Source organism: Mesorhizobium sp. CNPSo 4684, assembly GCF_057784315.1.
Genome location: NZ_JBWLUX010000010.1, coordinates 119,475 through 143,358, shown reverse-complemented (window position 1 = coordinate 143,358; position 23,884 = coordinate 119,475). Strand labels below are relative to the sequence as shown.

Below are 23,884 nucleotides of genomic sequence, written 5' to 3'. Positions count from 1 at the left end.
CGCAACGGCTGACGGCTCGTGCACTGCGGAATTTCAGACTGGTCGATTGCCAACCGCCAGAGCTGACTTCACGACATGATCAGGCCGCCATCGACATTGATCGTCTGGCCGGTGATGTAGGTGGCGTCGTTGCTGGCGAGGAAGCTGACCAGGCCGGAGACATCCTCGCCGCTGCCGGCGCGGCCCATCGGGATATTCTTCACCCACTCGGCCATCAGCTCGCCGGGCTTGTAATCGCCCATAAGCTTGCCCCATGCGGCGTCGTTATAGGCCCACATGTCGGTGTCGATGATGCCGGGGCAGATCGCGTTGACGGTGATCTTCTCCTTGGCCACTTCCTTGGCCAGGCTCTGGGTGATGCCGACGACACCGAACTTCGACGCCGCGTAATGCGGCGTGTAGATGAAGCCTTGCCGTGCCTGGCCTGATGCCGTGTTGATCAGCCGGCCGCCATCGCCATGCTTGCGGATGCGGGCGATCGCTTCCTGGCAGCACAGGAACACGCCCTTGGTGTTGACTGCCATCACCTTGTCCCACTCGGCTTCGGTCATCGCCTCGATCCGGGCGATGGTGATGACACCGGCATTCTGCACCGAAATGTCGACGCGCCCGAACTCCTTCTCGGCGAGATCGTAGAGCGCGGTGACCTCATCCTTCTTGGTCACGTCCATGCGCATCGATGCGACCTTGGCGCCCGCTGCTTTCAGGCTGGCGGCGACCTCTTCGACGCGGGCATCGATGGCGCTGACCACGACCGCAGCACCTTCCTCGGCAAAGCGCTTCGCCATCGCCGCACCGATGCCGCCGCTGGCCCCGGTGATGACAGCCGTCTTGCCTTCAAAACGCTTCGGCACTTTTGTTCTCCTACCAGCAGACAAAACCGCCATCGACGATCAGGTCGATACCGGTGACAAAACTCGCGGCGCGGCTGGCCAGGAACACGGTCGGGCCGACCATCTCTTCCGGCGTCGCCATGCGCCCCATCGGCGTATCGCGCTTGAATATCTTGATCTGTTCGGCGACTTCCGGCCGCTTGTTCATCGGCGTCAGCGTGTAGCCTGGGCTCACCACATTGACGCGCAGGCCGCGATCGGCCCACTCCATGGCGAGGCTTTTCGACATGTGGATGACGGCCGCCTTCGACGAATTGTAATGCGCCTGGGTGAGCCCGCGATTGACGATCGAGCCGGACATCGAGGCGATGTTGATAATCGAGCCTTTGCGCCGGGCCAGCATGGCGCGCGCCTCCGCCTGGCAGGACAGGAACACGCCGCTGACATTGACGTCGTAGATTTTCTGCCATGTCTGCAGCGGCAGCGTTTCGGCCGGTTCGGCCCCGGCGATGCCGGCATTGTTGACGGCAATGGTCAGCGCGCCGAGTTCTCTCTCCGTGCCTGCGACCGCCGACGCCAGGTCTTCCTCCGACGTCACCGTGCCGGTCAGCACCAGCGCCTTGCGGCCAAGTGCTGAAATCTTGTGTGCCGTCTCGTCGAGCCCGCCCTTGGATGTGTGGCCGAAACAGACGACATCGGCGCCGGCTTCGGCCAGACCAATTGCGATCGCTTGCCCGATGCCGCTGCCGGCTCCTGTCACCAGTGCGACGTCTCCGTGAAGATCGAATAGTTTCATTCGTCGGTCCCTCTGCTCCAACCACCGGCCGTCTGAAATGAAGGGGCGCCAGTCCTTGCTGGCGCCCCACGCGGTCGATCCTTGGGAGGATATCACCTGCTGCGCGTTATTCTAGCTCGTGGCGAGTTCCATCACCGCGACATTGCTGGCGTCGCTGCGGTCGAGAATGCCGCGCTGGCGGCCGCGACTCAGCACCAGCACGCGGTGCGACAGTCCCAGCACTTCCTCGAGGTCGGAGCTCACCACCACCACCGCCATGCCGGAGCGGGCGAGGTTGGCGATCACGTCGTAGATCGCCGCGCGCGCGCCGACATCTATGCCGCGCGTCGGCTCATCGAGGATGAACACCTTTGGTGGCCGCGACACCCATTTGGCGATGATCACCTTCTGCTGGTTGCCGCCGGAAAGTTTGCTCACCGCCTGGTTCGGCTTGCCCTTCACCCCGAGCCGCGAGATGCCGGCCTCGGCGAATTTCTGCACCGCTTTGGGAAACACCCAGCCCTTCGGCGCGACATGGTCGAAATTGCCGAACGCCAAATTCTCGCCGATGGTCTGGTCCAGCACCACGCCTTGCGCCTTGCGGTCCTCCGGCACCAGCACGACGCCGGCCTTGATCGCCGCCGCCGGCCCGCTGAGATGCACCGGCTTCCCGGCAACCCGCACCGAGCCCGACGAGATCGGATCGGCGCCGGCGATGGCCCGCACCAGTTCCGTGCGGCCGGCGCCAATCAGCCCGGCGATGCCGAGGATTTCGCCTGCTTTGACCGAGAAGGAGACATTGTTGAAACTCTTCTCCGGCGAGGAAAGATTCTCGACCTCGAGCAGCGTCTCCTCGCGCGGCGGCGACAGATGCGGAAACATCCGCTCGACCGAGCGGCCGACCATCTGCTCGACCACAGTGCGCACGGGGATGTCGGCGCGTTCGTGGCGGGCGACGATGCGCCCGTCGCGCATCACCACCACGCGGTCGGCAATCTGCGAGATCTCGTCCAGCCGGTGGCTGATGTAGATGAAGGACATGCCTTCGGCCTTGAGCTTGCGAATCTGCTGGAACAAAAGCTCCGTCTCTTCGCCGCCAAGCGCTGCCGTCGGCTCGTCGAAGATCAGCAGTTCGGCGTTCAGCGTCAGTGCCTTGGCGATCTCGACCTGCTGCTGGGCGGCGATGCGCAGCGTGCGCACCTTGCGCTCGGGCGAGACGTCGAGGCCAAGGCGCTTCAACTGCGCCGACGCCTTGGCGTTCATCTCAGCGCGGTCGATGCGGCCGCCGCGCATCGGCAGGCGCCCGACATAGACGTTTTCCGCCACCGACAGGTCCGGCAGCAGCTTCAGTTCCTGGTGGATCATGCCGACGCCGGCATCGATTGCCGCGGCAGGCGAGGCGGGGGAGTAGTGCTTCCCCCGCCAGACGATGGTGCCGGCGTCGGGTCTGGTCGAGCCGGCAATGATGTTGGACACCGTCGACTTGCCGGCGCCGTTTTCGCCGAGCAGCGCCACGACCTCGCCCGGCCGCACCTCGAAGCTTGCATCGGCCAGGACCTGGACCGGTCCGTAGCTCTTGCAGAGGCCGTTGACGAAGAGTCCGTTATGCGGGCTTTCGCTGTGCCGAGGCTCTGTGGACATCGTGGCGCTCTCTTGACCGGTGCGAGCTGTTAGGGGTGCTTGGCGATGAACTGCTCGACATTGTCCTTGGTGGTCAGCGTCGCATCCTGCAACTGCTCGGCCGGAATGCTTTCGCCAGCCACCAGCTTGATCGCCGCATCGACAGCGAGCCTGCCCATGCCTTGCGTCTGCTGCGTCGCGGTGACGTCGAACACGCCGTCCTTCAGCGCCTTCAGCGCCGCCACGTCGCCGTCGAAGCCGGCAACCCAGACCTTGTGGCCGGGATTGGCGACCTTGACCGCCTGTGCCGCGCCCAGCGCCAGCGCATCGGCCTGGCCGATGACGATGGAGACATCGGGATGCGACTGCAAAAGGTCCTGCGTCAGCTTGAAACCTTCGTCCTGGTGCCAGCCTTCGCTCCACAATTCGCCGACCACCTTGATGTCGGGATAGGCCTTGAGCGCTTCGCCGCAGCCCTTCGAGCGGTCGACCTCGGGCGTCGTGCCCTTCTGGCCGTGGATGATGATCAGCTCGCCTTTGCCGCCGGCCTGCTTGGCAATGTAGTCGCATACCGCTTGCGCGGAGGCGACGCTGTTGGTGGCGATGAAAGTGTCACCGGGGGCGCCGTCGGCGTTGCGGTCGACATTGATCACCGGGATGCCGGCGGCCTTGGCGGTCTTGGTCGGCACGGTGGCGGCGGTGGCGCCGGCCGGAATGTAAATCAGCGCATCGATGTTCTGCGTGATCAAATCCTGCACCTGGCTGACCTGCGTTGCCGAATCGCCCTTGGCGTCGACGGTGACGATCTCGATGCCCTTCTCCTTGCCGTAGGCTTCGACCGACTGCTTGATCTGGTTGAAGAAGTCGGCCTGCAGATTGGCGACAGCGAGGCCGAGTTTCTTGGCCTCTTTGGCCGAGGCCATGTCAGTCAGGCCGAGCAGCGGAATGATTGCGGCCGCGGCAAGCAGCAGTGAACGTTTGGTCAGCATGTGTTTCCTCCGTTGATAGTCAAACTGTCCCGCCAGCGCATCGCGCCCCTTGGAACATCCCAGTTTCGGATCGACCGATCCGTCTATCGCCCGGACGCTCCGGGCGAATTCCTCATTGAGCTCGCCGACGCCAGGTGTCGGTCGCGACCGCCAGCGCGATCACCACGCCGATCACCACCTGCTGGATGAAGGGCGAGACACCGAGCAAATTGAGCCCGTTGCGCAGCACACCGATGATGAGCACGCCGACCGCGGTGCCGCCGATCGAGCCGACGCCGCCCGAGAGACTCGCGCCACCGATCACCACCGCTGCGATGGTGTCGAGCTCATAGCCGAGGCCGGAACTCGGCTGCACCGAATCCAGCCGCGCCGCCAGCACGATGCCGGCAAGCCCGGCGAGCACGCCGCAGATCGCATAGACCCAGTTGGTCAGCGACTTCACCGGAATGCCGGAGAGCCGCGCCACCTCGGCGCTGCCGCCGATGGCGTAAAGGCTGCGGCCGGTGGCGCGGTAGTTGAGGAAGATGGCGAAGATGATCGCCAGCACCATCATCAACCCGACGGTGACCGACAGGAAGCCGAAATGGCGGATGATCGACAGGTTGGTGAACCAGTCGGGGAAGCCGACGATCTGCGAGCCGTCGGTGATCATGTTGGCAAGACCGCGCGCCACCGACATCATCGCCAGCGTGGCGATGAAGGGCGGCAGCCGGGTGACGGTCACCAGCAGGCCGGACACCAGTCCGCAAAGGCCGGCGACGACCAGTCCGGCGATGACGCCGGCCGCAAGGCCGAGATTGAGATAGTCGGGGTGGGCGACGAAGCCCATCACCATGGCGGCAAGCGCCAGCACCGAGCCGACGGAGAGATCGATGCCGCCGATCAGGATGACCAGCGTCATGCCGATCGCCATGATGCCGAGCACGGTGATCTGGTCGAGCACGTTGAGGATGTTGCGAACGGTGAGGAATGTGTCGGTGGTCAGCGTCAACGCCAGGCAAAGCAGCGCGAGTCCGATCAACGGTCCCATGGTTCCGGCGAACAGCGCCGAAAGCTTTGTACCCGTCGCGCCTTGAGCGCCGGGCGCGGCTTTCAACTCGCCAGCCTTCGACTCGCTTGCATCATTGCTCACGGCCACTTCGTCTCCTCCGTCAGCGAAACGGCGATGGCCTGCCGTCCGCTCTTGTTCACCAGGCACCTCCCTGTGAACAATTTATCTTTGATATGCAATTTTGTTCAGCTAAACTGTTCGTTAGAAAATTGTCAAGTGCCGTCGCGCCATGCAGACGGTTTGCGCCACCTGGGGGTTTGTCCTAGGGAAGGCCAGGGGCGGCACTCTGCGGAAAAGATTCCGAATCTGCCGTGGGAGGGCAAAAAGATGGCAACCGTCGAAAACGAGAAGGCCCCGCGCTTCCCCGATGCCGAGCTGAAGGCCCGTGCCGCCTGGCATTACTATGTCGAAGGCCTGACGCAGGAGCGGATATCCGAGATCCTCGGCGTCGGCCGCATCAAGGTGCATCGCATCCTCTCCGCCGCCCGCGAGGAGGGCATTGTCCAGTTCCGCATTCGCGACAGTGTCGTCGAATGCGTGCAGCTTGAGGAAAGCCTGAAGCAGCGCTTCGGGCTCAGCCAGGCCGTCGTGGTGCCGTCGGCCGCCGACCGCAGCAACGCGCCGCTGATGATCGGCCACGCCGCCGCCGCCTATCTCGCCGACAACGTCAATGCCGGCGATGTCATTGCGCTGGGCTGGGGCCGCACGCTGAAATTCGCCATCAACGAGTTGCCGAGGCGACCGATTGCCAGAACCACCGTCGTCTCGATGCTCGGCGGCCTCACCCATGCACAGCCGCTCAACCCGACCGAAAGCGCCTGGGAATTCGCCGAGAAGATCGGTGCCGAATGTTTCCTGCTGCCGGTGCCGGTCTATGCCGACAAGCCCGAGCAGCGCGATGCCTTCATGAGCCAGCGCAGTGTCCAGGACGTCGTCTTCCGGGCGCGGCGGGCCAACATCGCCGTGCTCAGCGTCGGCTCGTTCTCCAACGACAGCCCGATCGCCAATTACGGTTTCATCAAGCCGAGCGAGCTCGAGGAATTGCAGGCGGCGGGTGCAGTCGGTGACATTCTCTGTCACTTCATCGACGCCGAGGGCCGCCCGGTCGACCATGAGGTCAACCGCCGCGTCTGCGCCTATCCGCTGCAGGAACTGTCGGACATCCCGAACATCATCCTGGTCTCGGGGGGGCAGGAAAAGGTGGCCATCATGCGCGCCGCGCTCGCCAACACCAAGATCGCGGTGCTGATCACCGACGAGGACGCCGCCAAGGGCCTGCTCAATCGCTGATCCTCGATGCCCGGAACAGTGGCAGCGATTTTCCGTCAGGAACCTGAGAAAAAAGTCTTTTCAGAATTCGCAAGCCTTGGGGTGCTTCTCGTAGGACCAGTCCTTCAAGGGCACCGGTTTGAACTTGCCCTTGATCGGCCGGCCGGCCTCCAGGTCCTTGGAGATGGTGGCTTTGCCGGTGAGATAGTTGATGTCGCAGCCGCCGAGCGTGGTCTCGACGGTCCCGTCGGCTTTCTGCTCGCCCCAGTCCCAGCTGCGGCTGTAGCCGCCGACCAGGAACTTGCCGCGGCGATAAACGACGGTCAGCGTCTCTTCCGTTGATTTGCTGGCGCCGCAGCCGAAGCAGGAGGTGATGGCAAGCGATCCCTTGCCTTTGCTTTCGAGCCCGAGAATACGATCTTCCGTAAGCGCCTTTTTGACGAAGTCAGGCTTGCGCGAAGGATCGAGCTTTCCGTCGCCGGCAGCCAGATAGACGGCAAGATCCGCCAGCCCGCTGTCGGGATCCGCCGCGATGACGGCCCGATCCATCCGGCCGTCATTGTCCATGTCGAGGGTTACCTCAAAAGGTGGCTCGTCCTGCGCATGCGCCGCCATTGGACCTGCCGCAAGCGCGACAATCCAGGGCAGGGCGGCAAGGTGAAGTGCAGCCTTCATGAGCCCGGTGAGTCTAGCATCCGCCGGGCAGGACACAAAATGGATCGCGTCGGCGGATCGAAAACCGGAATTTCCCACCGGAAACGTCAGCTCGAACTCAGATTGCACCCAGCCGAGCGTGGATGTCGCGCGTCGCGTGATAGAGGTCGCGATAGATCGCCTTGCGAGAGCGGTAGGCTGGGACCAGTTCCGCGACAGGATCGACACGCCGGGCCGGCGCCGCCGCCATCGCCTTGGCTGCTTCTTCCGGGGAGACGAACCAGCCGATCGCCGAAGCCGCCAGCATGGCCGCGCCAAGCGCCGCCGCCTCGTTGACAGGCGACACGAGAAGCGGCCGCTCGAGCACGCTGGCCATGATTTGCATCAGCAGCGCCGAATTGGTGCCGCCGCCGGCGGCAATCATCTCCGTCGGCCTGCCGCCGCTCTCTCCTTCCATCGCCTCGCTTGCGATGGCTTGCTCGAAAGCGATACCTTCCAACGTCGCGCGGAAGAGATGCCTGGGCTCATGGTTGAGCGACAGGCCGACGACAGCGCCTCGCGCCGCGTCGTCCCAATAGGGGCTCATCACGCCGGCCCAATAGGGCATGACCAGCAGCCCGTCACTGCCGGCCGCGACGTCGATAGCAAGCTTCTCCAGTTCTGCCGCGGAAGAAGCGCCTGTGGTGCGCACGATCCAGTCGACCAGTTGCATGCCCGAGCGCAGCACGGTCTCCAGCATGAACCCGGAGCCGGTCGGCGAGACCAGCGTGCGAAACGCGTCCGATGTGGTGACCGTGCCGGAATAGCAGCCGCTGACGACGCCGGAGCCGAGCGAGAGATAGCTCTTGCCGGCGCCATAGACGCCCATGCCGAGGCCCATAGCCTGGCCGTCGCCGGCACCGGCGACGATTGGCGTACCGGCCTTCAGGCCAGTCAGCTGCGCAATGCTTTCGGCGAGTCCGCCGCAAATTTCACCGGGACCAATCAGCGCCGGCAACTGCTCGGGCCTGAGTCCCGCGGCCGCGATGAGTTCAGGGCGCCATTCTCCTGTCGCGACGTCGAGCAGGCCGAGCGGATCGGCACTTGCCTTGCTGGTGACGAGATGGCCGGTCAGCCGATGGACGAAGAAGCCGTGAACGTCGACGAGTGCCGCGGCGCTGTAGAGCACCTGCGGCTGGTGCTCCGCCAGCCAGGCGATGGCATAGAGTGCCGGCGTCGGATCCGGCGGCTTGCCGCTCCAGTCGCGGATCGCTTCGCGGCCGAGCTCGGCCGACAGTCGAGCGACCTGCGGCCGGGCGCGCTCGTCAAGCCACAGGATCGCCGGAATGAGCGGCTTGCCGGCATGATCGATCAGCGTGAAGGTCTCGCGTTGATGAGCGATGGCGATCGCTGCTATGCGCGCCGCTCCTATCTTGTCGGTGACCTGCTTCAGCGCACTGTTGAGGGCTGCCCACCAATGTTCGGCATCCTGTTCGAAATGGCCGGGCTTCGGGTTCGAAAGCGGATAGGTCTCGCGTGCCTGGAAAAGCGCCGTGCCATCGCGGGTGAAAGCAATCGCCTTCACGGCCGTCGTCGAGGCGTCGATCCCGATAACGACGTCGTCCATCAAGAGGCCCCGAAGGTTCAGGCGGCGTTGGTCACGAACCGTCCGTCCGACTGGTCGAGACGACGGCGGATCTGCGTTATCACCATCGAATCGTCGGGTACACAATTTTCATAGGTGAGGAAGTCGCCTGTTCTGATCGGCTTGACCACCTTGGCGCGTTCGGCAAGCCCGAGCGGCAGCGCCCCCTTGGCGCGCGCGTCCTCCCAGGTCATGGCGAAGCCGCGATAGTCTGTCTCGCCGATCATGCCAAGCGATTGGCCCGTGCCGAGATCGCTCTTGGCCACCGCCACCGCTTCGGCAACCGGATGGTCGAGCGGTTCCATATCCGCGCGCTTGTAGACCACGGCGCGCGCCGCCGACAGCGGCACTTCCAGGCTGGTCAAATGATAGGGCCGGAAGATCGTGAAATAGGGGCCCTTGCCGACCTTGAGGTCGATCATCCGCTCCATCACGCGCGGATGCCTGGTCTCGATGACGCAGAACACGCCGGGCGCCACGCCCTTGCCGATTGAATAGTCGACGACACCCTTGCGGTGCAGCACGCCGCCATCTTCGCGCGGGCAAAGCACGCTGGCCAGCTCCTCAAGCGTTGCCGTCGGGCCGTGCATGCCCGGCACGTCGGGCACCAGCCCCGTGGCGTTGGCGATCGCCACCATCTCGATCGCCGTCTTGGAGCCGTCGACAAACTCGACCAGCATGCGCGCATTCATGTTGCGCTCGGCTGCTTCCTTGGCGTAGTCGGCCGGCATGGCGTCGAACTTCAGCGGATTGTTCTTGCCCTTGCCGGCGGCGATGATGCTAAAGCCGAGGCTGCGGGCAAAGCCGATGATCTCCAGCGTGCAGGCGGGCTCGTCGCCGGCCGCACCGGTGTAGACGACGCCGGCCTTGCGCGCCTCTTCCTTCAGGAAGCGCCCGATGGTGATGTCGGCTTCGACGTTGAGCATGACGATGTGCTTGCCGTTCTTCATCACTTCGAGCGCAAACAGCGTGCCGATGTTGGGATTGCCGGTGGCGTCGATGATGACGTCGATGCGGCCGGCCGCGGCCAGCGCATGCAGATCCTCGGTGACAGCGATCTTGCCGGCCTCGATGGCGCGGTCGATGGCGGACGCATTGGCCGCCTGGACGATGTCGGAGCGGTCATGGCCGGCAAGCAGGGCGGCATCGATCGCCGCTTGCGGCCGCACTTCGGAAATGGCACCGATCCGCATGCCCGGCATCAACGCCACCTGGACGACGATGTCGGTGCCCATCTGACCGGCGCCGGCGAGACCGATGGTGATTGGCCCTTGGGCTTCAGCGCGCTGCAGAAGTTCCGCTGCAAATTGCGGATGGGCCATATCGCTTCCTCCAGTCGTGACGCGCCGCAGCGTCAAATCATCATTTTGAACATTCCTATTTCCATTTGAAAAATATTTCAACCGAGAAAAGGGGTAATGGCTGAGGGACTCAAAATCACCCACGAAGGGTTCGTGGTGGTGAGAACCCTTGATGCTGGCGGGAATAAGGGGGCGCGAAGGATCGCTACGGCGGTTATTTCGCACCGCCGGCGAGAAGTGCCCCTCAGTCTTGACCTCGACGAGGGGTCGGCGAGAACCCGTCGAGTTAGCCGATCGCCCAGACGTAAAGGGCTTCCAGCCGGTAGTTGATCTGCCTTGCCTTGACGCGCTTGATCTTCATCTCAGCCGATCTCGAAGAATGGTTTGCCAAGCAGGCTCGGGTCGACATCGATGCCGAGGCCGGGTCCGTCGGGAATGCCCATATGGCTGCCGGTGACTGGCGGGGCGTTTTTTGCTGTGCGCACCGTCACCCATTCGTGGAAGGCAATGGCGTGCAGCCGGCGTTCTTCGGGCGTCGACAGCGACAGATGTGCCATCGCCGCCGTATCGATCTCGGCGCCGCCCGTATCCTCGACGGTGATCATGAAGCCCAGATCGACGGCGACGTCGCGGATCTGCCGGGTCCTGGTCACGCCGCCCAGCCGCGAGATCTTCAGCGTCAGCCCGTCGGCCGCGCCCAGGCGGTGAATATCCAGCATAGCCTCGAGCGAAATGACGCTCTCGTCGAGCACCATCGGCTTGTCGAGCATGCGGCGCACCGACATGTTCTCCTCGATCGTCGTGCAGGGCTGCTCGAATGTATAGTCGATGCCGCGCGTGGCATCGGCGAACTGCCGTGCCTGGTAGGGCGTCCAGCCGGCATTGGCGTCGCAGAAAATGACCGTGCCTTTCGGCACGGCCGAAGCGACGGCCGTCACCCGGTCGATGTCGTCATGCACGTTACCGCCGACCTTGACCTGCAGGCGGCGGCAACCCTCGGCGATGATCCTTTTGGCCAGTGCCGCCATCTGGTCGAGCGTGCCGTGGGTGACGACGCGGTAGGTCGCCGCCATGTCGCTCTCGCGGCCGCCAAGCATCGTCACCAGCGGTACGTCGGCGGCGCGGGCAGCCAGGTCCCAGCAGGCCATGTCGAGCGGCGACTTGATGTAGGGATGGCCCTTGAACACCGTGTCCATCAGCCGGCCGATGCCGGCGAGGCCGCGTGGATCTTGGCCGATGAGGTGCGGCGCGATCTCGACCACGCCGGCGCGGGTGCCGGCCGGAAAGGCGGCCGAATAGAAATTGCCGAGCGGCGCCATCTCGCCCCAGCCGGTCACGCCGCTGTCGGAGGTGATGGCGACGATCACCGCGTCGAAGCAGTCGGCGACCCGTCCCTTGGACATGCGGTAGGGCCCGTCCACGAAGGGCTGCACGACTCGATAGGCCTTGATGGTTTTGATCTGCACGTTTGTCTGTCCGTTGTCCCTTGGTGGCGAGGAGGGGTCAGGCGCCCTTCGATGTCCGCTTTTCGAGGCCGCGCGCATAGGCGAGCAGCTCTTCGAAATCGAGGTCGATGTGCTCACGGGCATGGCGCTGGGCGGCGCGCATGTCGGCGCCTTTCAAGAGCCGCACATAAGTCTCGTGGACATCTTCCGCCGGTACCGGCTCGTTGCGCGCCCGCTGGTGCAAGGCAAAATACATTTGCAGCCGGCTGGTCAGCCGCTGCCAGGTTTCCAGCAGCACCGAATTGTCGGCCCATTCATAAATCAGCCCGTGCAATTGCAGCGCGGTTTCGATCTGGCGCGTGGTGTCGAGCGCCCGCGTCGCCTGCTTCACCGCCTCGTGGCGGCTGTCGAGCTCGTCGAAGAAGCGCGGGTCGCGCAGCTTCCAGGTGCGTTCGATGGCGAATTCATCGAGCACCTTGTTCAGCGAATAGGCGTCATCGATGTCCTTGGCGGTGACATCGATCACAAACGTGCCGGCATAGGGAATGCTGGTGAGAATGCCTTCCTGCACCAGCTCGCGCATCGCCTCGCGCAACGGCGCGCGGCTGACCCGCATCTGCTCGGCGATCCTGAGTTCGTTGAGTTTTTGCCCGGGTTCCAGCTGGCCGGTCAGGATCGCGCGCCTGAGCAGCGCGACGATCTCGGCCCGACGTGTCGTATCCGCGATCGGACTGAAATCCAGCTTGGCCATGTCGCCACTCCAGTGAGAGCCGGGGAACAAGACAAGCAGATTGTCGACAATCCTACAAGAGGCCTTTTCCGGATTCTTGTAGCGGGTGGCGTGTCAGCCTTTCGGTCTCATGCTGCGCGGCCGTAGAAGCCTGGCGATATCGGCGGCGAGGCTGGGGCTGGGCACTGCCCTTGGTCAGCGAGTCATGGCGCGCGCCGATCTGGAGGCCGGACAGCTGATCGCACTCTCGTCCGTCTCGGTGCGTCTCGGGCATCCTTATTGCGCGTTCATGCCGCCGGCCAAGGCCGACCGCGCCGCTCTGGTGGACCTGCTGACGAAAACGGCGCCTCAGGCGTATGATAAGGAAGCTCGTTTCGACCGATTTCAGGTTTAGGCCATGATTCAAGATATCCGGGTTTTTGGCGCCATTGCGGTCCGCCCCGCCGTACTTGCTCTCATATCTCAGTTCGAAACGACCACAGGATTCACAGTTGCGGTCAAGTGGGAGCTCAATCCGACAGTAAAGAAGCGGATTGAGGCTGGGGACCCTTTTGACCTCGTCATCATCAATCCGAACCTGGTTCAGGATCTGGCCGCCTTGGGAAAGGTCAAGGCGGGAAGCCAGGTGGCGTTTGGCCGGGTAGCAATGGGGGTGGCGGCCAAGGCAGGCGGTCGACCGCTCAACATTGGATCCGTGGAAGCATTCGAACATGCATTGAAGAGCGCCAGATCAATCGCCTACGCCAGTGAAGGAACCAGCGGCGGCTATTTCTCCGGTTTGCTGGAACGCTTGGGAATAGCGGATGAGGTCAAGCCCAAGCTGGTGGCTATACCAGGGGGGCAGACAGCAGCGGCCGTAGGTCGTGGGGAAGCCGAGTTGGGGGTCGTTCCCGTGACTTCGATTCTCGCCGCCGCTCCCGAGGTCATGCTTGTCGGCCAGTTTCCGGCAGAACTCCAAAGTTACATTGACTTCGCTATTGGCATCAGCGCCGATTTAACGGACGCAGAAGCCGCCAGGCAGCTGTCGGAATTTCTGATGTCGACAGCCGTTGATGACATCTTGGCGGCAAAGGGCGTCGAGCGCTGCAAAAAGCGTGCTTGATCAGCAGCGATCGGCTCACCGCCATCGCCTGAAGAGCGGTTCTTCACGATCCAGGCGAAAGTCCGCTTGGGTCACCATTGATTTTAGACTCCCGGTAGAGCTGCTCACGAAAAACGGCGCCCTCGGCGTGGGTGCCGAGGGCGCCACAGAACCGGAGCTGATGGGGGTTATCAGCTGGCCGGTTTTTCCTGAGGCAATGGCGAGATCGGCATTCCTGGTCCGATCTTCTGCAGATTGCCCGTTATCACCTGGTCGCCTTCGGCAACGCCGGTCAGCACGGCCACCAGATCGCCGCTGTTCGCGCCAAGCGTGACGATGCGCTGGTCGACCGTGTTGCCCTTGCCGACGACATAGACATATTTGCCGAGCTGGCTCGAACCCAGCGCCACCTGCGGCACCATCAGTGCATCCGGCTGCTGCCTGATGTGCAGCCGCACGCGCACATACTGGCCCGGCAGCAGCGAGAACTTCGCATTGCCGATGGTGGCGCGCGCCGTGATCGTGCCGGTCGAGTGGTCGACCGTGTTGTCGATGAAGGTGAGTTCGCCTTTCTGGCTGGTCTTGGTCTCGCCGGGCAGCAGCACCTCGACCTCGATCGGGCCGGCCGCGCGGGCCTGCTCTATTTCGGCCAGGTCCGTCTCGCTAGGATTGAAGGTGACGTAGATCGGGTCGAGCTGCACCAGCGTGTTCAGCACCGTGCCGGCGACGCTGACCAGCGTGCCGACGGATGCCTGGTTGCGGCCGACGCGGCCGGCGAACGGGGCGTGGATTTCGGCATAGCTCAAATTGAGTTCGGCGGTCCGCACCGCCGCCTGGTTGACGGCAAGCGACGCCTCGGCCTGGCGCAACGTACTGGTGCGCTGGTCGAACCCGTCCTTGGCCAGATAGCCGCTCTTGGCGAGTTCCGAACCGCGGCCGAGATTGGAGCGCGCATAGTCGAGGCTCGCCTGGTCGCGCTGCACCGCGGCCTTGGCCTGGTCGAGAGCCGCCTGGAAGTCGTCGGGCGAGATCTTGTAGAGCAGGTCGCCCTGGCGCACATCGGCGCCGTCTTCAGCCGTCTGCTCCTCGAGATAGCCGGGCACGCGGGCCTGCAGCGTGACGCTGTGGATCGCCTCGATGCGGGCGGCGTAGTCGAGATAGATCGGGATGGTCTTCTTGACCACGCTCGCCACCGGCACCGGCATGACGAATGCCGCTGGCGCGGGCGTCGCCGCCGCCGTGCCGGCATTGAGGCTGAGATTGGCCATGTCGAGGAAGTGAACGCTTGCCACCGAGATCGCCCCCAGGGCGACGGCCGTTCCCAATGCTACTTTCCATTTACGCATTTTGGTCTCCAATTCTATTCGGCCGCTTCGGCCAGTCGCACGAGCGCTGGGTCGGCAGTCGGTTCATTGTTGTCCTGGTCACTGTGGTCCTGGTCATGGGCGTCGCTGCGCTCGCGGCCTTCGCGCAGCCGTTCGATGACCGCGTAGAAGACCGGCACGAACACCAGCGACAGGATGGTCGCGGCGACCATGCCGCCGAAGACGGTGGTGCCGATCGACTGCCGGCTTGCTGCACCCGCACCCGTCGCAAACATCAGCGGCAGCACGCCGAGGATGAAGGCGAAGGCCGTCATCAGGATCGGCCGCAGCCTGAGCCGCGCGGCTTCCATCGCCGCGTCGACGATGCTCAGGCCTTCCTCGCGCCGTCGCCTTGCGAACTCGACGATCAGGATCGCGTTCTTGGCCGCCAGGCCAATCAGCATGACGAAGCCGATCTGCGAGTAGACGTCGATCTGCATGCCGCGCAGGAACAGGGCTGCGAAGGCACCGAACAGGGCCAGTGGCACCGCCAGCAGCACCATGAACGGCATCGCCCAGCTCTCATACTGCATCGCCAGGATCAGGAAGACGAAGACGATGGCAAGGCCGAAGACGACCGACGCGATCGATCCCGCCTTGAGCTCCTGGAAGGTGATGCCGGTCCATTCGAAACCGAAATCCCTGGGCAGCGCGGTGGCAGCGGCCCGCTCCATCGCGGCGACCGCCTGGCCCGACGAGAAGCCGGGGGCTGCGCCGCCATTGATCGTGGCCGAGGCGTTGTTGTTGTAGTGCGGCACGGTTTCAGGGCCGACGAACGGCACCAGCTTGCCCAGTGTCGAGAGCGGCACCATGCCGCCGGATGCATTGCGCACATAGAGCCGCGAAATGTCGGCCGCACCCGCACGCGCATCCTTGTCGGCCTGGATGGTCACCCGGAAGGTGCGGCCGAACAGGTTGAAGTCGTTGACGTAGAGCGAGCCGAGATAGATCTGCAGCGTGTTGAAGACATCGGGCAGGTTGAGGCCGAGCAGTTTGGCCTTGCTGCGGTCGAGGTCGTAGTTGAACTGCGGCGTCGAGGTCGAGAACGGCGAGAACAGCTGTTGCGGATTGATTTCCGGCTGCTTGCGCGCCTCGGCGATCACGGCTTGCGTCGCGTCGTTGAGGGCCATGCTGCCACGGCCGGTAAGGTCTTCGACGACGAATTCGAAGCCGCCCGTGGTGCCGATACCCGGGATCGAAGGCGGATCGAAAGACAGCGCGAAGGCTTCCGGAATCTGCATCAGCTTGCCGCGCACGTCGGCGACGAGCTTCGACGCACTCTGGTCGGGGCCGCGCTCTTCCCATGGCTTCAGGATGGCGAACTCGACCGCCGAGTTCGACTGCGCCGCACTGGTGAGGAAGTTCAGGCCACTGATCGAGCCGACAATGTCGACGCCAGGCGTCGCTTGCAATATGTCGCGAGCCTTCTGCGCCACGGCGTCGGTGCGCTCCAGCGAAGCGCCGTCAGGCAGCTGGATGACGACGAAGAAGTAGCCCTGGTCCTCGACCGGAAGGAAGGTCGAAGGCAGCTTCTGCCAGACGAAGTAGGTGGCGACAAGTCCGGCCGCGAACAGGCCAAGCATGATCCAGCGCAGCCGGATGAGGATGCGCACGCCGTGCGCGTAGGCATGCGAGAGCTTGTCGAAGCCGGCATTGAACCAGCGGAAAGGCGCGAACTGCGTCTCGCCGCGATGGCGCAGGAAGGCGGCACTCAGCGCCGGGCTGAGCGTTAGCGAGTTGAAGGCTGAGATGCCGACGGAAATCGCCACCGTCAGCGCAAACTGGTTGTAGAGCTTGCCGGAGACGCCGGGAATAAAGGCCACCGGAACAAAGACCGCCATCAGCACCGCCGTGGTGGCGATGATCGGTCCGGTGACTTCGGCCATCGCGGCCTTGGTCGCCGCCAGCGGTTTCAATCCGGCTTCCAATTGTCGCTCGACATTTTCCACCACCACGATGGCATCGTCGACGACGAGGCCGATGGCCAGCACCATGCCGAGCAGAGAGAGCATGTTGAGCGAGAAGCCCATCATCTCCATGACGACCATCGTCGCCACCAGCGACACCGGAATGGCGATGGTGGGGATGATCGTCGTGCGCCAGCTTTGCAGGAAGATGAAGACAACGGCCACGACCAGCACCAGGGCTTCGCCGAGCGTGATCAGCACGTCATGCATCGAGGCCGACACGAAGCGCGTCGTGTCGTAATGCATGGCGTAGGAGACGCCCTTGGGGAAACGCGCCGACAGCTCCTGCATCTTGTCCTTGACGCGCTGCTGCAGATCGAGCGCGTTGGAACCCGGCATCTGGTAGACGGCGAGCACCACGGTCGGGTCCTTGCCGAAGAAGGCCGACGACGAATATTGCAACGCACCGAGTTCGATGCGGGCGACGTCGCGCAGCCGCACCAGCGAACCGGTGTCCGTATTGGCGCGCACGACGATGTCGCCGAATTCCTTCGGGTCGCTCAGGCGTCCGACGGCGTTGACCTGCATTTCGAAGGCGGTGCCGGCGGGCGCCGGCGACTGGCCGATCTTGCCGGCTGCCACCTGGACGTTCTGTTCCGAAATGGCATTCTGGACGTCGACCGCGGTGATGCCGAGATTGGCGAGCTTGTCGGGATCGAGCCAGACGCGCATCGAATAGCGCCGTTCGCCGAAGATTTGCACATCGCCGACGCCGGGCAGGCGCTTCAGCGGATCGACAACCTGCAAATAGGCCAGGTTGCTCAGCGCCACCGGATCGACCGAACTGTCGGGCGAGGTCAGGTTGACGATGAGGACGAAATTCGGATTCTGCTTCTTGATCGTCACACCACCCTGGTTGACGATCGCCGGCAGCGACGAGGCGGCTTGCGAGACGCGGTTCTGCACGTCGACGGCCGCCGTGCTCAGCGGATAGCCGACATCGAAGGTGATGGTGATTGTCGAGGAGCCGTCATTGGAGCTCGACGACGACATGTAGGTCATGCCTTCGACGCCGTTGATCTGCTGCTCCAGCGGCGTCGTCACCGTATCGGCGACCACTTGCGCGCTGGCGCCCGGATAGTGGGCGCTGACCACCACCTGCGGCGGCGTGATGTCAGGAAACTGCGAGACCGGCAAAAGGAAATAACAAATCGTCCCGGCGAGCACCATGATGATGGCGATGGCCGAGGCGAAGATCGGACGATGGATGAAAAAGTTTACCACGACACGCAAGCCTCTTTAAAAGAATGGGCCTCTTTAAATGAATGGGCAGACCGGGACAGCCGCCGGCTGCGCGCCGAACCCGGGTCCTGCAAAAAATACGAAGACGGCCCGCGGCTGAGGCCCTGCTCATCGGCCACGGTCCTCAGCATCGCTTCGAAGGCGCGCGGGTTGACGCGGTCCGCCTTCATCACCAGCCGGATCATCGGATCCCGGATGGCTTCATCGATAGTCAAATCCTTGCGCTGCGACATTGGAGCGTCTCCATTCCAGCGATTCGCATCGGATGATCGCGAACCGGTTTTCATCTCTTCACCGGCCGGAGCCGCATGAACCGCAATTTTCACCCTTTGCGATCTGGCAGGACCAGTTCACGGCCTTGTTATTGACGGAAGGCTACATAGGTGTTACCAGTAAGTAACATTTTGATAGTTACAGACCGGTAACACCCTAGTCAAGAGGTGGGCCGAAAATTTAGGGAGACAAGGAGACTGCGATGGCAGACGGCATTACGGATCGCGTGCGTCCCCGGGATCGAATCCTGGAGACGGCGCAGGACATGTTTCACAAACATGGCATCAAGGGCGTCGGCGTTGACGCCATTACGGAAGCCGCCGGCACCAACAAGATGACGCTCTACCGTCATTTCGAGTCCAAGGACGAACTCATCATCCAGTGCCTGCGCGCTTCGGCGGCCAAGGGCGCCGCGATATGGGATGAGTTCGAGGCGGAGCACCCCGGCGACAAGCTGGCGCAATTGCATGCCTGGGTCCGCAAGGTCGCCGATATGCTCGCCGCCGACGGTCGCGGCTGCGACATGGCCAACGCCGCCGTCGAACTGACCGAGCCGAACCATCCGGCGAGGAGAGTGATCAAGGAGCTCAAGAGCGCCCAGCGCGATCGCCTTATTACGCTGTGCCGCGATGCCGGCATCGGTCAGGCCGAGCTTCTCGCCGACACGCTGTCGCTGCTGTTCGAGGGCGCGCGCGTCAGCGTGCAGACCATGGGCTGCCAAGGCCCCAGCACACAGTTCGTGCGCATGGCGGAAGGCCTGATCAGCTCTTTCAGGGCGCGTTGAGCTCCAGCGCACTGAGCTTGGACTAAGAGCCCCCTCATCCGGCCGTTCCGCGGCCACCGCCCTTCGTCCGCTACGCGGACCGCGCCTCACCCCCGCTGGGGAAAAGAAGCGTCGGCGCCAACAACCTCCTCTCTCCTCGGGGAGAGGTCGGATTGTCCCGAATTGCCCTTCGCAATTCGGTTGGCAATCCGGGTGAGGGGGCTTGCCATCCGGCCCGGCTAGCGAGGCCTTGGCCATCCTCTTGGAATCCATGCAAAAAAGAAAAAGCCCGCTGCCGGGAGGAGGTGGCAGCGGGCTTGATTTCGAACACGGCGCGGGAGGAGGTGCACCGCACTCAACGCCGGCATCGCATCTGGGAGGAGTAGATGGCCGACCACCAATACCTACGAGTTGCTTAATGATTCGGCAACCATAAAAGATGCATAGCTGCTGTGCAGATTTGCGGCAGCTACCCAGACTTGTCGGACAAATAGCAAGCCGCCACGGCGCAAAATTCACTGCACCGGCACGTTTTCCTTGAAGATCAGCCGCGGCTCGATGAACTTCTTTGTCAGATAGGGCGCGGAAGACGCGATCGAGCCGAGCAGGCGGATCACCGATTGCTCCGCGATCAGCCGCGCATTCTGGTCGATGACGACATCGGCGAGCTCGTCGACGAGATAGCCGCGCGTTTCCCTGGTCAGGTCGTGGCAGATGAACACCGGCTTCTTCTTCGGCCTGGTTTCGAGCAGCGCTCTCGCTACCCCTGAGCGTCCGGCGCCGACGCAGTAGATGCCGAGCAGGTCAGGCTCGTTGTGCAGCGCCTGCATGGTGGCGGCATAGCTGCCTTCCGGCTCGTCATTGATCTCGACGGCGCTGGTGACGGTCAAATTGGGAAACTCTTCCGACAACACCGAGCGGAAGCCCATTTCGCGCTCCTCGTGCCCGCGATAGGAGCGCGATCCCACCACCATCGCCAGATGGCCCTTATGGCCGTTGAGGAAGCGCCCCATCAACAGTGCCGCCGTGCGCCCCGCCACCCGGTTGTCGATGCCGACATAGGCCGAGCGCGGGGCCGCCGGAACGTCGGAGACCAGGGTGACGAGGCGGATGCCGGCCTCGACGACGTCGCGCAATATGTTGCGTGTTCGCGGATGGTCGACGGCGATGACGCCGACGCCATTGGCTTTCAGCGACAGGTTTTCGACCGCTGTCTGGAGTGCGGCCGGCGAGATGCCGGCAAGGTTGTGGATGCGGCAGGAGGCGACCAGCGGCAGCCGCGCCGCATAGTCCTCGATATGCCCGGCCAGATCGACCATGAAGCCGTTGGCGCCGATCGGCAGGAAGAATTCGAGATGCGCCGGCCGCGATGGCAGCGTCACCTGGTCGACCACCGGCAGATAGCCGAGCTGCTTGGCCGCTTCCATCACCCGCTGCCGGTTGGCGGCGCTCGCGCCGGCCCGGTTGTTGAGCACACGGTCGACCGTCGCGGTCGACAGGCCGCAGCTTCTGGCGATGTCAGCAACGGTGGCTTTCATGGTCACAGTCATAGAGCATGATCCCGAAAAGTGGGAACCGGTTTTGTCGGACAAACGGGCACCGTTTTGTCCAAAGATCATGCTCCACAAAGAGTTAGAGCTGATGTGCCAGACGGCAGGAAGACGGTTCAGCCGTGCGATGGCCTGCCTTCGACGATGGCGTCGCGGATTTCCTTGTCCGACATGCCGGTGATGATACGCTCCACCTCGGCGACCGTGGTCTTCTTCGGGTCGATGTCGTCGGCCACCACCTTGCCCCGGCGCATGACGACGATACGGTCGACCACCTGGAAGACGTGGTGGATGTTGTGGGCGATGAAGATGCAGGAATGCCCGGAATCGCGCGCGTTGCGCACGAAGCTCAGCACGCCTTGCGTCTCGGCGACGCCGAGATTGTTGGTCGGCTCGTCGAGTATGATCAGGTCGCTGTCGAAATGCATGGCGCGGGCGATGGCGACCGCCTGCCGCTCGCCGCCCGACAGCGAGCCGATCGGCGTGGTCGGCGGGATGTTCTTGGAGATGCCGACCTGTTTCAACAGGTCGCGGGCGACCAGATTCATCGCCTCCTGATCCATGCGGTTCAAGAAGCGCGGTGGCTTGATGGGCTCGCGGCCGAGGAACAAGTTTCGGGCGATCGACAGTTGCGTCACCAGCGCCGAGTCCTGGTAGATCGTCTCGATGCCCTGCGCGATGGCGTCGCTGGTCGAGCGCAGATTGACCTTCTTGCCGCGGATGAAGATGTCGCCGCTGGTCAGTGGCACGGCGCCCGACAGCACCTTGATAAGCGTCGACTTCCCCGCACCATTGTCGCCGAGCAGGCCGACAATCTCCCTTTCGTTGACGTGGAAATTGGCGTCCTCGAGTGCCTGCACGCGCCCGTAGGACTTTTTGATGTTGGTCATGCGGATGAGCGGTTCAGCCATGGTTCACGTCCCTGCCTGATGCCGGCGTTCCAGCCATGAATGCAGCGCCATCATGCCGAGAATGATGGCGCCGATGAAGATGTTGTAGGCAAGGCCGGGCACGCCGATCAGCACGATGCCGTTGCGCATGACGCGCAGGATCAGGATGCCGAGCACGGTGCCGATGATGGTGCCGCGTCCGCCGGTCAGCGCCGTGCCGCCGATCACCACCATGGCGATGACTTCGAGCTCGTAGCCGGTGCCGCTGTTGGGGTTGGCGGCCGATGTGCGCAGCGAGGAGATGACACCGGCCAGCGATGCCATCAGCGAGGACAGGATGAACAGGCCGATCTTGACGCCGTTGACGTTGACGCCCCGCGCGCGGGCGGCATTAGGGTTCCCGCCCGAGGCCTGGATCCAGTTGCCGGTGCGACTCTGCGTCAGCACGTAGCCGAGTATTGCGGCCGCCGCGATGAACCAGAACAGCGACATGTAGATACGGAACGGCCCGATGAAGAAATCGCCGACCAGCGCTTCGGCAAGCCAGCTGCCCTCCGCGCTCCAGGTGCGCTGCGGAAAGCCGTCGGTGACGAACAGCGCCGTGCCGCGCACCACCAGCAGCATGCCGAGCGTTACCAGGAAGGACGGGATCTTGAGCTGCGTGACGAACCAGCCATTGACCAGGCCGATGAAGGCGGCGACGACCAGAGCGACGACGAGGCCCATCTCCAGCGAGGTGACGCCGCTGTTGAACAGTGTCCACATCAGCACCGGCGAGAAGCCGAACAGCGAGCCGACCGACAGGTCGAATTCGCCCGATGTCATCAGCAGCGTCATCGCCAGCGCGATCAGCCCGAGCTCGACCGTGAAGGCGAGGATGTTGGAGATGTTCTGCGGCGACAGGAAGTCATGGTTGATGCTCCAGAACACGGCGAGCTCGATGATGAGCAGCACCAGGGGGCCGAATTCCGGCCTCGCGATCAGGCGTTGGGGGAGCGAACGGTTTTCCACTGATGACCCGCGACAGGAAGGGAAGGGCTGAACCTCGCACATACTGCGAACAGTTCGGCGAAAGGACGGTCGCGACCGCCGATGCGGCCGCGACTGTTAGGCACCCAGGTTATTTGCCGGACAGGATGTCGTCGTAGACCTGCGCGGTGTCCTTTTCGTAGAGCGCGCCGGTGATGACGTTGAAGCCCGGAGGAATGCCGCTGGCGGCCATGTTGGCCAGCGACAGTGCGACATAGCTGGTCGCCTGCGGGTCCTGCCATTGGCCGGCATTGACGTAGCCGGTCAGCACTTCCTGGGTGGTGTCGAGCGAGTTGCCCCAGCCGACGACCGGGATTTCGCCCGGCTTGATACCGGCCTGGTCGAACACCCGCTTGATCGAGCCGGTGACGAGGTCGCCGAGGCCGATGATCGCCTTGACCTTGGCCTTGTTGGCAGTGAGGTAATCGACCATGCGGTTGATCACTTCGGCCTGGTCGAGCGTCGCCTCGGTGATTTCATAGGTGATCCCGAGCGGTCCGAAGACGCTCTTGATGCCTTCTTCTTCCTGAACGCCGTAGGTGGCGCCCGGGACTTCAACCGGCATCCAGACGAAATCGCCCTTCTTCACCAGGCCTTTGTCGACCAGATACTGCGCCCAGTGCTTGCCGAAGGTGACGTTGTCGCCACCGACATAGGCATTGAAGTTCGCCTTCGGATCGGGCGTGTTGAAATTGATGATCGGGATTTTCGCCGTCCGTGCTTCCTTGACGATCTCGACAAGGCTGCCCGGATCGGGGCTGGTGGTGACGATGCCGTCGGCCTTGGCCGAGATCGCAGCGCGCACGGCCTCCTGCTGCGAGGCCACATCGCCATTGTGGAACGAGGTGTTGACGGTGTTGCCGGTATCCTTCGCCCATTGCTTTGCACCGGCCAGGAAGTAGGTCCAGACCGGATCGGCCGGGCCGCCATGCGAAATCCAGTAGAACGTCTTGGCCTGTGCCGCCGCCGGAATGGCCAGCGCCACAATCAAGCCAAGCACGAGTAATCGTAGCCTCGTCAGCATTTGCTTTCCTCCCATGTTGAAAAACGACCTCCACGTCCGGCGATGATCCGGGCCATGCCCGATCATTTCCTCCTGCCAGCGCCGCCCGGATGCTCAGAGCATCTTCTTTTCCGGCCGATGGCAAGCCTCCATTCGCCCAATGGATGGTGGCGCGATGCAACACGCCATCAGCGATCCCATCAGATCGCATCAGTTCGAGCAATTCCAGGAAAAGTGTGAAGCGGTTTTCCGTCCGGAACTGCTTCAGCTTAGATATTTCAGGACAGGCAGGCGGTGCCGGAACTCAGGCGTGCAGATTTTCCTGAAAGCGCGCGGCCTGGCGGTTGCGCAGCAGCTTGACCAGGCGGTCGAGCGCGAGCACCATCACGGCGCCGATCAGCCTGGAGATCGGCCGTCCAGACGGTCGTGAA

General features: G+C 63.5%; 22 protein-coding genes. 5 read left to right on the top strand and 17 right to left on the bottom strand.

Annotated features, from left to right (window positions below):
* Positions 1-68: 68 nt before the first annotated feature.
* The 5 genes from AC04SG_RS11575 to AC04SG_RS11555 all read right to left on the bottom strand — a co-directional run bounded on the left by AC04SG_RS11575 (position 69) and on the right by AC04SG_RS11555 (position 5,313).
* Positions 69-887 (bottom strand): SDR family oxidoreductase, encoded by an 819-nt coding sequence (locus AC04SG_RS11575; protein WP_488551123.1) that lies wholly within the window; start codon positions 885-887, stop codon positions 69-71.
* Complete coding sequence (locus AC04SG_RS11570) at positions 865-1,650, bottom strand: SDR family oxidoreductase (protein WP_488551122.1); 786 nt, start codon at positions 1,648-1,650, stop codon at positions 865-867. The genes AC04SG_RS11575 and AC04SG_RS11570 overlap by 23 nt, the downstream gene beginning before the upstream one ends.
* A 90-nt stretch (positions 1,651-1,740) precedes the next feature.
* Positions 1,741-3,249, bottom strand: a complete 1,509-nt coding sequence (locus tag AC04SG_RS11565; protein ID WP_488551121.1) for a sugar ABC transporter ATP-binding protein — start codon at positions 3,247-3,249, stop codon at positions 1,741-1,743.
* Positions 3,250-3,278: 29 nt separating this feature from the next.
* Positions 3,279-4,217 carry a sugar ABC transporter substrate-binding protein gene (locus AC04SG_RS11560; protein ID WP_352584436.1) on the bottom strand — a complete coding sequence of 313 codons (939 nt, stop codon included), beginning with the start codon at positions 4,215-4,217 and terminating at the stop codon, positions 3,279-3,281.
* Between the two features lie 112 nt (positions 4,218-4,329).
* Positions 4,330-5,313 carry an ABC transporter permease gene (locus tag AC04SG_RS11555; protein WP_192256831.1) on the bottom strand — a complete coding sequence of 328 codons (984 nt, stop codon included), beginning with the start codon at positions 5,311-5,313 and terminating at the stop codon, positions 4,330-4,332.
* A 282-nt stretch (positions 5,314-5,595) separates the two neighbouring features.
* Here AC04SG_RS11555 and AC04SG_RS11550 point away from each other — a divergent pair, with 282 nt between their 5' ends.
* Positions 5,596-6,558, top strand: a complete 963-nt coding sequence (locus tag AC04SG_RS11550) for a sugar-binding transcriptional regulator (protein ID WP_192256140.1) — start codon at positions 5,596-5,598, stop codon at positions 6,556-6,558.
* A gap of 60 nt (positions 6,559-6,618) precedes the next feature.
* Here AC04SG_RS11550 and AC04SG_RS11545 read toward each other — a convergent pair whose 3' ends face one another.
* The 5 genes from AC04SG_RS11545 to AC04SG_RS11525 form a co-directional block, all read right to left on the bottom strand.
* Complete coding sequence (locus AC04SG_RS11545) at positions 6,619-7,212, bottom strand: hypothetical protein (RefSeq protein WP_488551120.1); 594 nt, start codon at positions 7,210-7,212, stop codon at positions 6,619-6,621.
* A gap of 97 nt (positions 7,213-7,309) precedes the next feature.
* Complete coding sequence (locus AC04SG_RS11540; protein WP_488551119.1) at positions 7,310-8,797, bottom strand: xylulokinase; 1,488 nt, start codon at positions 8,795-8,797, stop codon at positions 7,310-7,312.
* Between the two features lie 17 nt (positions 8,798-8,814).
* Positions 8,815-10,137: an NAD(P)H-dependent oxidoreductase gene (locus AC04SG_RS11535; protein ID WP_488551118.1), complete on the bottom strand. Its 1,323-nt coding sequence runs from the start codon at positions 10,135-10,137 to the stop codon at positions 8,815-8,817.
* 341 nt (positions 10,138-10,478) lie between these two features.
* Positions 10,479-11,582 (bottom strand): mandelate racemase/muconate lactonizing enzyme family protein, encoded by a 1,104-nt coding sequence (locus AC04SG_RS11530; protein WP_488551117.1) that lies wholly within the window; start codon positions 11,580-11,582, stop codon positions 10,479-10,481.
* A 37-nt stretch (positions 11,583-11,619) separates the two neighbouring features.
* Entirely contained in the window at positions 11,620-12,312 is a 693-nt protein-coding gene (locus AC04SG_RS11525; protein WP_488551116.1) for a GntR family transcriptional regulator, read from the bottom strand.
* Positions 12,313-12,496: 184 nt separating this feature from the next.
* Between AC04SG_RS11525 and AC04SG_RS11520 the strand changes: the two genes are divergently transcribed.
* Positions 12,497-12,685 carry a hypothetical protein gene (locus AC04SG_RS11520; protein ID WP_488551115.1) on the top strand — a complete coding sequence of 63 codons (189 nt, stop codon included), beginning with the start codon at positions 12,497-12,499 and terminating at the stop codon, positions 12,683-12,685.
* A gap of 3 nt (positions 12,686-12,688) precedes the next feature.
* On the top strand, positions 12,689-13,393 hold the full coding sequence (locus AC04SG_RS11515; RefSeq protein WP_488551114.1) for a molybdate ABC transporter substrate-binding protein: 705 nt from the start codon (positions 12,689-12,691) through the stop codon (positions 13,391-13,393).
* Between the two features lie 170 nt (positions 13,394-13,563).
* On the opposite strand, the gene AC04SG_RS11510 is transcribed toward AC04SG_RS11515, so the two are convergent.
* The 3 genes from AC04SG_RS11510 to AC04SG_RS11500 are packed head-to-tail and all read right to left on the bottom strand — an operon-like array spanning position 13,564 to position 18,178.
* Positions 13,564-14,718 (bottom strand): efflux RND transporter periplasmic adaptor subunit, encoded by a 1,155-nt coding sequence (locus tag AC04SG_RS11510; RefSeq protein WP_488551113.1) that lies wholly within the window; start codon positions 14,716-14,718, stop codon positions 13,564-13,566.
* 14 nt (positions 14,719-14,732) lie between these two features.
* Entirely contained in the window at positions 14,733-17,927 is a 3,195-nt protein-coding gene (locus AC04SG_RS11505) for an efflux RND transporter permease subunit (RefSeq protein ID WP_488551112.1), read from the bottom strand.
* The gene (locus AC04SG_RS11500; RefSeq protein ID WP_352557301.1) at positions 17,921-18,178 is read right to left on the bottom strand and encodes a hypothetical protein; all 258 of its coding nucleotides are present in this window, start codon (positions 18,176-18,178) and stop codon (positions 17,921-17,923) included. The genes AC04SG_RS11505 and AC04SG_RS11500 overlap by 7 nt, the downstream gene beginning before the upstream one ends.
* Before the next feature lie 242 nt (positions 18,179-18,420).
* Here AC04SG_RS11500 and AC04SG_RS11495 point away from each other — a divergent pair, with 242 nt between their 5' ends.
* On the top strand, positions 18,421-19,002 hold the full coding sequence (locus tag AC04SG_RS11495) for a TetR/AcrR family transcriptional regulator (protein WP_488551111.1): 582 nt from the start codon (positions 18,421-18,423) through the stop codon (positions 19,000-19,002).
* Between the two features lie 494 nt (positions 19,003-19,496).
* Here the strand turns inward: AC04SG_RS11495 and AC04SG_RS11490 are convergent, their stop codons facing one another.
* The 4 genes from AC04SG_RS11490 to AC04SG_RS11475 all read right to left on the bottom strand — a co-directional run bounded on the left by AC04SG_RS11490 (position 19,497) and on the right by AC04SG_RS11475 (position 23,474).
* Positions 19,497-20,519: a LacI family DNA-binding transcriptional regulator gene (locus tag AC04SG_RS11490; protein ID WP_488551110.1), complete on the bottom strand. Its 1,023-nt coding sequence runs from the start codon at positions 20,517-20,519 to the stop codon at positions 19,497-19,499.
* A 128-nt stretch (positions 20,520-20,647) separates the two neighbouring features.
* Complete coding sequence (locus AC04SG_RS11485) at positions 20,648-21,442, bottom strand: ATP-binding cassette domain-containing protein (protein ID WP_488551109.1); 795 nt, start codon at positions 21,440-21,442, stop codon at positions 20,648-20,650.
* Positions 21,443-21,445: 3 nt separating this feature from the next.
* Positions 21,446-22,432: an ABC transporter permease gene (locus AC04SG_RS11480; protein ID WP_112565677.1), complete on the bottom strand. Its 987-nt coding sequence runs from the start codon at positions 22,430-22,432 to the stop codon at positions 21,446-21,448.
* Between the two features lie 109 nt (positions 22,433-22,541).
* Positions 22,542-23,474 carry a substrate-binding domain-containing protein gene (locus AC04SG_RS11475; RefSeq protein WP_488551108.1) on the bottom strand — a complete coding sequence of 311 codons (933 nt, stop codon included), beginning with the start codon at positions 23,472-23,474 and terminating at the stop codon, positions 22,542-22,544.
* 154 nt (positions 23,475-23,628) lie between these two features.
* On the opposite strand from AC04SG_RS11475, the gene AC04SG_RS11470 reads away from it, so the two are divergent.
* Positions 23,629-23,883: a hypothetical protein gene (locus tag AC04SG_RS11470; RefSeq protein WP_488551107.1), complete on the top strand. Its 255-nt coding sequence runs from the start codon at positions 23,629-23,631 to the stop codon at positions 23,881-23,883.
* Position 23,884: the final 1 nt, after the last annotated feature.